Origin of the sequence: Streptomyces sp. NRRL WC-3549, assembly GCF_000721935.1 — a bacterium.
Taxonomy (GTDB): domain Bacteria; phylum Actinomycetota; class Actinomycetes; order Streptomycetales; family Streptomycetaceae; genus Streptomyces.
Genome location: NZ_KL585418.1, coordinates 70,562 through 80,117, shown reverse-complemented (window position 1 = coordinate 80,117; position 9,556 = coordinate 70,562). Strand labels below are relative to the sequence as shown.

At 72.0% G+C, this 9,556-nt stretch carries 8 protein-coding genes; 2 read left to right on the top strand and 6 right to left on the bottom strand.

The annotated features are described in order from the left end of the window. A partial coding sequence (locus IH13_RS0123905) for a PQQ-dependent sugar dehydrogenase (RefSeq protein WP_031087693.1) occupies positions 1-1,073 on the top strand: 1,073 nt, incomplete at its 5' end. Between the two features lie 37 nt (positions 1,074-1,110). Then, positions 1,111-1,605, top strand: a complete 495-nt coding sequence (locus IH13_RS46175; RefSeq protein ID WP_037842190.1) for a DUF6191 domain-containing protein — start codon at positions 1,111-1,113, stop codon at positions 1,603-1,605. A 207-nt stretch (positions 1,606-1,812) separates the two neighbouring features. On the opposite strand, the gene IH13_RS0123895 is transcribed toward IH13_RS46175, so the two are convergent. The 6 genes from IH13_RS0123895 to IH13_RS0123870 all read right to left on the bottom strand — a co-directional run. Then, positions 1,813-2,364, bottom strand: coding sequence for a GNAT family N-acetyltransferase (locus IH13_RS0123895; RefSeq protein WP_031087691.1), 552 nt, complete (start codon positions 2,362-2,364; stop codon positions 1,813-1,815). An 18-nt stretch (positions 2,365-2,382) separates the two neighbouring features. Further along, positions 2,383-4,602, bottom strand: coding sequence for an MMPL family transporter (locus IH13_RS0123890; protein ID WP_031087690.1), 2,220 nt, complete (start codon positions 4,600-4,602; stop codon positions 2,383-2,385). Between the two features lie 166 nt (positions 4,603-4,768). Beyond that, the gene (locus tag IH13_RS0123885) at positions 4,769-6,868 is read right to left on the bottom strand and encodes a phosphocholine-specific phospholipase C (protein WP_031087689.1); all 2,100 of its coding nucleotides are present in this window, start codon (positions 6,866-6,868) and stop codon (positions 4,769-4,771) included. Between the two features lie 176 nt (positions 6,869-7,044). Continuing rightward, positions 7,045-8,553: an Asp-tRNA(Asn)/Glu-tRNA(Gln) amidotransferase subunit GatB gene (gene gatB, locus IH13_RS0123880; protein WP_031087688.1), complete on the bottom strand. Its 1,509-nt coding sequence runs from the start codon at positions 8,551-8,553 to the stop codon at positions 7,045-7,047. 16 nt (positions 8,554-8,569) lie between these two features. Next, a complete protein-coding gene (locus tag IH13_RS0123875; RefSeq protein ID WP_031087687.1) occupies positions 8,570-8,812 on the bottom strand; it encodes a hypothetical protein in 243 nt (80 codons plus the stop codon). Beyond that, the coding region (locus IH13_RS0123870) for an amidase family protein (protein ID WP_031087685.1) at positions 8,809-9,556 on the bottom strand (748 nt) is incomplete at its 5' end. The genes IH13_RS0123870 and IH13_RS0123875, both read right to left, overlap by 4 nt.

Below are 9,556 nucleotides of genomic sequence, written 5' to 3'. Positions count from 1 at the left end.
CCACTCCCCCGGCCGCCTCCGCCTCCGCCTCCGCGGCGTCCCCCTCCCCGCCCGCCGACCTGCCTCCGGCCAAGGGGTCGGTGGAGGTGGTGTCCACGCTGACGGAGAAGCTGGCGTCCCCCTGGGGGCTCGCGCCGCTACCAGGCGGCGACCTGCTGGTGGCCTCGCGCGACGACGCGACGATCACCCGCATCGACGGGGAGAGCGGCGCGAAGACGGAGCTGGGCACCGTGCCAGGGGTCGCTCCGGCGGGCGAGGGCGGCCTGCTGGGCCTCGCGGTCGCCCCCACGTACGGCGCGGACCACCTGGTGTACGCCTACTTCACCACCGCCTCCGACAACCGCATCGCCCGCCTGCAGTACGACGAGTCGAGGCCCGCCGGGCAGCAGCTGGGCGCCCCGGACACGATCCTGCGGGGCATCCCGAAGGGCACGGTGCACAACGGCGGCCGGATCGCCTTCGGCCCCGACCGCATGCTGTACGCGGGCACGGGCGAGACGGGCGACACCGGCCTGGCACAGGACGAGAAGTCCCTCGCGGGCAAGATCCTCCGGATGACGCCCGACGGCGAACCGGTGCACGGCAATCCGTCCGCCGACTCGGTGGTGTACTCCTGGGGGCACCGCAACGTGCAGGGCCTGGCCTGGGACGGGCGGAAGCGGCTCTGGGCCTCGGAGTTCGGACAGGACACCTGGGACGAGCTCAACGCGATCGAGCCCGGCGGGAACTACGGCTGGCCCGACGTCGAGGGAGAGAAGGGCGAGAAGGGGTACATCGACCCGGTGGCCCAGTGGAAGACCTCCGAAGCCTCCCCGAGCGGCATCGCCTACGCCAAGGGCTCCATCTGGATGGCGGGCCTGCGCGGCGAGCGGCTGTGGCGCGTCCCGCTGTCGGGTACGCCGGACAAGGAACCTCTGGCGGCCCCCCAGGCGTTCCTGGAGGGGAAGTACGGAAGGCTGCGCACCGTGGTGGCGGCGGGCGGCGACAAACTGTGGCTGGTCACGAGCAACACGGACGGACGCGGGACCCCGAAGCCGGGGGACGACCGGATCCTGCTGCTCAAGGTGCGGTGACGACCGGCCGGGCGCGACGGCGGAGGGAGCACGGCTGGTGTTCGACTTCTTCTCGGAGCTGTTCGCGCCGGGCCGCAGGCACACCGCGGAGGAACGCGCGCGGCTGGAGCTGAGCCGCGAGGACCTGGGCATCGGCGACCCGGCGCGCGGTCCCGTGGACCTCACCTCCGGCAAGGTCGTACTCCGGCCCCCAGGGGCAGGCGTACGCGGAGCACCCCATGAGACCGACGACCCAGGAGCGGACATGCCAGCAGCACCGGACGGGACCGGCACCCCCGAGACGGACGACCCGGAAGCCGACGTACCGGGAGAAGACGTACCGGGGACCCCGGAAGAAGCCGACGGCCCGGAAGCCGGCGCCCCGGGGACGCCGGAGGGGCCCGGCGACCCGGCCGCGGACGGAACCGGCCCCGACGAGGTCGACGGCCTGGGAGCCGACGTGCCGGGCACGCCGGGCGAGGCCGACGGCCCGGAGGCCGTCCCACCGGACGATCCGGACGGGGACGGCACGACGGGCCCGCCGGCACCGTAGACGCCGCAGACGCCGTAGACGCCGCAGACGCAGAGGAAGCCGAAGGGCAGCGCCCCTCCGCGCGCCGCCACGGCATCCGGTCACGTGCGTCAGGCCTGCCTCGGCCTTCTCCTGGACCGGTGTCTTCCCTTCGCCGTCATGGCCCGTGACAGGGATGAAGGGGTGGAGTCCGTGCGGCGCACACCAGGGGGCGCGTGAGGGCGCGGGTTAACGCCCCGCCCGCCACTCGCTCGCCAGGACGGCCCAGATCTCCTCGTCGTGCCGTTCGCCGCGGTGCAGGAAGGCCTCACGCAGCACGCCCTCCCGGGTCATCCCGAGCCGCTCGGCCGCGGCGACACTACGGGTGTTGGAGGCCGAGGCGACCCACTCCACCCGGTGCATCCCGCGCACCTCGAACGCCCACTCCATCAGCGCGCGGGACGCGCGGTGCACCAGCCCCCGGCCCTGGCCGTCCGGCTCCAGCCAGCAGCCGATCTCGCAGACACCGGTCGCCGCCTCGAAGATGCGGAACAGGACGCCGCCGACCAGGGTGCCGTCGACCCAGATCCCGTACATCCGCCCGGTGTCGGCCGCCTGCTTGTCGGCGTACCGCTGGAGCAGCGCCCGCGCGGAGTCCAGGTCGGCGGCGGCCGCGGCGAACGGGATCCAGGGGTCGACCAGGTCGCGCGCCCGGTCCATGTGGGCGAGGAACTCCTCCGCCTGCCAGGGTTCCAGCGGGCGCAGCTGCGCCCCGTCGTCTCCCAGGTCCATCGCGAACACCGGACTCCTCCTCGTCTGTCAGCGGACACGCGACGCGACGGGAAGGTACTCGTCGTCGGCGCGCTCCCCCGGGATCTTCGCATGCGGCGCCGGGGCCTCGGGCGGCTCGATGCCGATACGGGGCAGCAGACGTTCGAGCCGGGCGGGCAGCCACCAGTTGGCGCCGCCGAGCAGGTGCATCAGGGCGGGCACCAGCAGGGTCCGCAGGACGAAGGCGTCCAGGGCCACGGCCGCGGCGAGCGCGATGCCGAACATCGCGATGACGCGGTCGCCGCTGAGCACGAAGGCGAGGAAGACGGAGATCATGATGACCGCCGCGGAGTTGATCACCCGGCCGGTCTCGGCGAGGCCGACCCGGACGGCCCGCCGGTTGTCGCCGGTCTCGCGCCACTCCTCGTACATCCGGCCGACGAGGAAGACCTGGTAGTCCATGGAGAGGCCGAAGAGGACCGAGACCATGATGACGGGCAGGAAGGGCTCGACCGGACCGGCGCTGCCGAGGCCCAGCAGTTCGCTGCCCCATCCCCACTGGAAGACCGCGACGACGACCCCGAAGGAGGCGGCGACGGCCGCGATGTTCATGACGGCGGCCTTGAGCGGGATGGCCAGGGAGCGGAAGGCCAGCAGGAGGAGCAGGCAGCCGAGGCCGATGACCACGCCGACGAAGAGCGGCAGTTTGCCGACGATGACGTCGGCGAAGTCGTCGTACCCGGCCGTCACCCCGCCCACCCGGAGTTCGAGCGAGGTGTTCTCGCGCACCGGCGGCAGCACGTCCTCACGCAGCCGGTCGACGAGTTCGCTGGTGCGCCGGTCCTGCGGCGCCGTCTTGGGCAGCACGGTGACGAACGCCGTGTCGCCGCTGTTGCTGTACGTCACGGGGCTCACCGCGGCGATGCCGTCGGTGCCCCGCAGCACGCCGGGCAGGGCGTCGAGGGCGAGCCGGTCGTCGGCCCCGTCGAGCCGGGCGGCGACGGTGAGCGGTCCGTTGACGCCGGGCCCGAAACCGTCGGCCAGCAGGTCGTACGCCTGCCGGGTGGTGGCCGTGGCGGGACCGTTGCCCTGGTCGGCGGTGCCCAGGTGGAGCCCGAGGGCGGGCAGGGCGAGGACGGCCATCACGGCGGCGGCGACCACGCCCAGCAGCTTGGGGCGCCGTTCGACGAAGGAGGACCAGCGCGCCGCGAAGCCGGTGGGGCCGTCCGACCAGGGTCCCGATTCGGCGAGCCGACGGCGTTCGCGCCGGCTCAGCGCCCGGGTGCCGATGAAGGAGAGCAGGGCGGGCAGCAGGGTCACGGAGGCGGCGACGGTCAGCAGCACGGTGAGCGAGGCGGCGATCGCGACCCCGTTGAGGAAGCCGAGCCGCAGGACCAGCATGCCCAGCAGGGAGACGCAGACGGTGGCTCCGGCGAAGACGACGGCCCGGCCGGTGGTGGCGACGGCGTCGTGCGCGGCCTCGTGGACGGACAGGCCGCGGCGCAGTCCCCGCCGGTGCCGGGTGACGACGAAGAGGGCGTAGTCGATGCCGACGCCCAGCCCGACGAGCATGCCCAGCATGGGTGCGAAGTCGGCGACCTGCATCACGTGGCCGAGGAGCACGATGCCGGCGTAGGCCGTGCCGACGGAGACGAGGGCGGTGGCGATGGGCAGCAGGCTGGCGGCGAGCGAGCCGAAGGCCAGGAAGAGCACGACGGCGGCGACGGCGACCCCGATGATCTCGCTGAGGTGCAGCGCGGGCGCCTCGGTCAGGGCGACGGCGTTGCCCCCGAGTTCGACCTGGAGCCCGTCCCGCTCGGCCGCCTTCGCGGTGTCGACGAGCGCCTCGGCCCGGGCCCGGGGGATGTCCTCCACCCGCTGGTCGAAGGTGACCGTGGCGTAGGCGGTGCGGCCGTCGGCGCTGATCTGCCCCTCGCCCGCGGCCGTGTAGGGGCTGGTGACGGCTCCGATGCCGGGCAGCGCGTCGATGGCGTGCAGCGTCCGGGTCATCGTCCGTTCGACGTCGGCGGCGCGTACGGACGCCCCGTCGGTGTGCCAGACGACGGTGTCGCCGTCCCCTCCCAGCTGGGTGAACCCCTCCTTCAGGAGGTCGCCCGCCCGGCCCGCCTCGGTGCCCGGCACGTCGTACGCGTCCGAGTAGACGGAACCGGCGGACACCGCCGCGGTGGCGGTGCCGCCGAGGGCGAACAGCCAGATCAGGACGGTGGCGAGGCGGTGCGCGAGGCACCAGCGTGCGATGGCGGCCAACGGACGTGCTCCCTGCGGGTTCGTGGACCCTGCCGGGAGCACGAGGGCGACGTCCCGCAGAGGCCGCATGACCTGAGACCGTCACTCTCTCAGCCAATTGAGATCGTTTGTCCGTTTCGTGGCCATGGTCACACCCTGCCGCCTCCGGCTGCGACGGGCCCGCTCATCAACCCGAGACGCTCGCCCGGCCGTTCTCGATGTGCCCCATCAGCCGGCGCCGGAAGGAGCCCTCGGCCGTCACCACGAGGTCGTACCAGCCGTGTTCGCCGGCCGCCGGGTACACGACCGTACGGCTGCGCCCCGGCTTCACCTCGACCCTCCGGGTCCGGTCCCGCAGGTCGCCCCCGTCGACGTACCCCAGCGGCCGCACGGTGAAGTTCAGCGTCCGCCTGCCGTCGTTGCGCAGCGTGAGGTGGAGGTCGCGTTCGTCGGCGTCGATGCGGGAGGAGAGCTCGGCGCCGCCTCCGGCGGTTCCCTCGAACTCCCGCCGGAAGCCGTTCGGCCCGGTGACCGTGAAGCGGTAGCCGCCGCCGGTCAGCGGCACCCTCCACTGTGCGGTGCCCCGGACGTCCCGGTGCTGCGGGGCGGGGAACTCGTCCGCGTACGGGTAGAGCGCGAAGTGCGCGGAGGACCGGCCGGTGTTGCTGAGCAGCACCCGCAGCTCCCCGTCCACGCGCCTCGCCTGGGCGTCCGGCTGGTACGGCAGCGGCCTGGCCGGGCGGGTGCCCGGTTCCTGGACGGGCATCCGCTGGTCGGCCGGCGGTTCGGGCCGCCAGCGCCCGCTCATCGGCGGGATCGCGGCGGGGCGCGCCGTCCTGGGCTGCCGCCGTGCCCGGGTGAAGTCGAAGGCCGAGGTGAGGTCGCCGGTGACCTGGCGCCGCCAAGCACTGATGTTGGGCTCCTTCACCCCCGTCCAGCGCTCCAGGAGGCGGATCACGGAGGTGTGGTCGAAGACCTCCGAGCAGACGTACCCGCCGACCGTCCACGGGGAGACCACCAGCAGCGGCACCCGTACACCGAGCCCGGTGGGCTTGCCCTCCCACTGCTCCTCGGCCACCTCTGCGGGCGCGACCGGCGGCGGCACGTGGTCGAAGAAGCCGTCGTTCTCGTCGTAGTTGATGAGGAGGACGGTGCGCCGCCAGACGTCGGGGTGCCGGCCTAGGGCGTCCAGGACCTTGTAGACGACCGTCGCGCTGTGCACCGGCGAGGAGACGCTCGGGTGCTCGGAGTCCACCGCAGACGGGACCAGGTAGGAGACCTCGGGCAGCGTCCCCGCCGCCACGTCCTCGGCGAACGCGTCGGCGAGCGTCCCCGACTCGACGCGGCGCAGCCCCCGTTCGAACAGGCTGCGCTCCGCCGTCGTGAGTGCGGCGACGCCCTCGTCCAGGAGCGCGAGCAGGCGCTCCCGCTCCTTCGGCCCGTCCGCCTCGCGCACGGTGGCGTAGAAGGACTCCATGTAGGTGTGTCCGCCGGTCCTGGCCAGCGCCTTGCGGGCGACGGCCTTGAAGGTGGCGAAGAACTCGATCTGGTTGTCGGTGAAGTTCTCCCACTCGGTGTACGTCTTCCAGCTCCGCCCGGCCTTCTCCAGGCGTTCCGCGTAGGTGCCCCAGTCGTACCCCGGGTGGGTGCCCTCGTCGTACGCGTCGTTGCCCACGGCCCGCTCGCCGTTCGGCTCGTCGCCCGTCTTCCCGCTCCAGAGGTGGTTGCGGTTCGGGCTGGTGGAGGAGTGGATCGAGGAGTGGTAGGCGTCGCAGACGGTGAAGGTGTCGGCGAGTTCATAGTGCAGCGGGATGTCGCGGCGGTCGTAGTACGCCATCGTCGCGGCCGTCTTGGCGGTGATCCAGCCGTTCATCCAGCCCCCGGCCCACGCCTTGGCGCCACCGCTCCAGGAGTGGTCGAGGGCTCCGACGTACTGCAGGTCCTTCTGCTGCGTCTTCGCGGCCTCGCGCACCGGGAACGGCAGCACGGTGGTTCCCGGCGGCCCCGGCTGCGCGAAGACCGGCTTGCCGGAGGGGAGCTCGATCGCGTTGCGGTCGCCGAATCCGCGTACTCCGCGCAGGGTGCCGAAGTAGTGGTCGAAGGAACGGTTCTCCTGCATGAGGATCACCACGTGGTCGACGGCGTCCAGCCCGTCGCCGGGTCCGGCGGCGGGCTGGGCGGCGATCGCCGCCTGGAGCGACGGGGGCAGGAACGATCCCGCCGCCGCGGCGCCGAGCGCGCCGCCACCGAGCGCGAAGAGCCGCCGCCGTGACATGTCCGTGGTCAAGTGAGCCTCCCGATTGCGTTCCTACGGCGGGAAACTAGCCACGCCGGGTGGCTGCCGGAAGACCGTCGCACGTCCTGACGATGAACGTCCAACAGGCCGCTGCGGAAAGTCCAAGCACGGAGAAAGGGGCGGCGCACCCGGACCACGGGTACGCCGCCCCCAGGGGCCCGGCGGGATCAGCCCTCGACGCCGAGCTTCTCCAGGATCAGCTCGCGTACGCGTGCCGCGTCCGCCTGGCCGCGGGTGGCCTTCATGACCGCGCCGACGAGCGCGCCCGCCGCCGCGACCTTGCCGCCACGGATCTTGTCCGCGATGGCCGCGTTGCCCGCGATGGCCTCGTCCACGGCCGTGGACAGGGCGCCCTCGTCCGAGACGACCTTCAGGCCGCGCTTCTCGACGACGGTGTCCGGGTCGCCCTCGCCCGCGAGGACACCCTCGATGACCTGGCGGGCCAGCTTGTCGTTGAGGTCGCCGGCGGCGACGAGCGCGGCCACCCGGGCGACCTGCGCCGGGGTGATCGGCAGCTCGTCGAGGCTGCGGCCGGTCTCGTTGGCGTTACGGGCGAGCTCGCCCATCCACCACTTGCGGGCCTGGTCGGAGGGGGCGCCCGCGTCCGTCGTGGCGACGATCAGGTCGACCGCCCCGGCGTTGAGGATGGACTGCATGTCGTGCTCGTTGACCCCCCACTCCTCCTTCAGCCGCTTGCGGCGCAGCCGGGGAAGCTCGGGCAGCCCCTTGCGGAGCTCCTCGACCCACTCACGGGACGGCGCGACCGGCACGAGGTCGGGCTCGGGGAAGTAACGGTAGTCCTCGGCGTTGTCCTTGATGCGGCCGGCCGTGGTGGAGCCGTCCTCCTCGTGGAAGTGCCGGGTCTCCTGCACGATCGTCCCGCCGGAGTTCAGCACCGCGGCGTGGCGCTGGATCTCGAAGCGGGCGGCACGCTCGACGGAACGCAGCGAGTTGACGTTCTTCGTCTCGGAGCGCGTACCGAACTTCTCGGTGCCGTTGGGGCGCAGCGACAGGTTCACGTCGCAGCGCATCTGGCCCATCTCCATCCGGGCCTCCGAGACGCCGAGCGCCTTGATGAGCTCGCGGAGCTCGGCGACGTACGCCTTGGCGACCTCGGGGGCCCGTGCGCCGGCTCCCTCGATCGGCTTGGTGACGATCTCGATGAGCGGGATGCCCGCGCGGTTGTAGTCGAGCAGCGAGTGGGACGCGCCGTGGATGCGGCCGGTGGCTCCGCCGACGTGCGTCGACTTGCCGGTGTCCTCCTCCATGTGGGCGCGCTCGATCTCCACGCGGAAGATCTCGCCGTCCTCCAGCTGTACGTCCAGGTAGCCGTCGAAGGCGATCGGCTCGTCGTACTGGGACGTCTGGAAGTTCTTCGGCATGTCCGGATAGAAGTAGTTCTTCCGGGCGAAGCGGCACCACTCGGCGATCTGGCAGTTCAGCGCGAGGCCGATCTTGATCGCGGACTCGACGCCGATCTCGTTGACCACCGGCAGCGCGCCCGGCAGGCCGAGGCAGACCGGGCACGTCTGCGAGTTGGCGTCCTGCTTGAGCTCCGTGGAGCAGCCGCAGAACATCTTGGTCTTGGTACCGAGCTCCACATGGACCTCGAGGCCCATGACGGGGTCGTACGTCGCGAGGGCGTCCTCGTACGACTCCAGGTCGATGACAGTCACGGTGAAACTTTCCCTCTCAGCCCAGCAGGACGTCGTCGTCGCCGAGACGCTTGAGTTCGCGGTAGAGGATCGCCATGCCGGTCACGATCGCGGCGGCGGACACGGCGGCGTCGATGAGCCGCAGCGTGTCGTTCTCCTGGCGGGCCGTCTTCGCCTGCTTGACGACGCTCAGCGCGCCGAAGGCGGTGGTGCCGAGCGACAGGTAGACGCCGGACTTGGACTTCTTGAAGTTCTTGGCCTTCTTAGCCATGGCGCTCATAGTGACGGGGCCTCCTCGAGCAGCGGGTGCCCCCACCTTTCCACGAAGGCGGCCTCGACGGCGGCTCCGACCTTGTACAGCCGGTCGTCCTTCATGGCGGGGGCGATGATCTGCAGTCCGACCGGCAGGCCGTCCTCGGGGGCCAGGCCGCAGGGCAGCGACATGGCGGAGTTGCCGGCGAGGTTGGTCGGAATGGTGCACAGGTCCGCGAGGTACATCGCCATCGGGTCGTCGGCGCGCTCGCCGATCGGGAAGGCGGTGGTGGGCGTCGTCGGGGAGACGATGACGTCCACCTGCTCGAACGCCTTCTCGAAGTCCTGGGTGATGAGGGTGCGGACCTTCTGGGCCGACCCGTAGTACGCGTCGTAGTAGCCGGAGCTGAGCGCGTACGTACCGAGAATGACGCGGCGCTTGACCTCGTCGCCGAAGCCGGCCTCGCGGGTGAGGGCGGTGACGTCCTCGGCCGAGCGGGTGCCGTCGTCGCCGACCCGCAGGCCGTAGCGCATGGCGTCGAAGCGGGCCAGGTTGGAGGAGCACTCGGACGGCGCGATGAGGTAGTACGCCGACAGCGCGAGGTCGAAGGAGGGGCAGTCCAGCTCGACGACGGTGGCGCCGAGCGACTTCAGCAGCTCGACGGACTCGTTGAAGCGCTGGACGACACCGGCCTGGTAGCCCTCGCCCGAGAACTGCTTGACGACACCGACGCGCATGCCCGTCACCGAGCCGTTGCGCGCGGCCTCGACG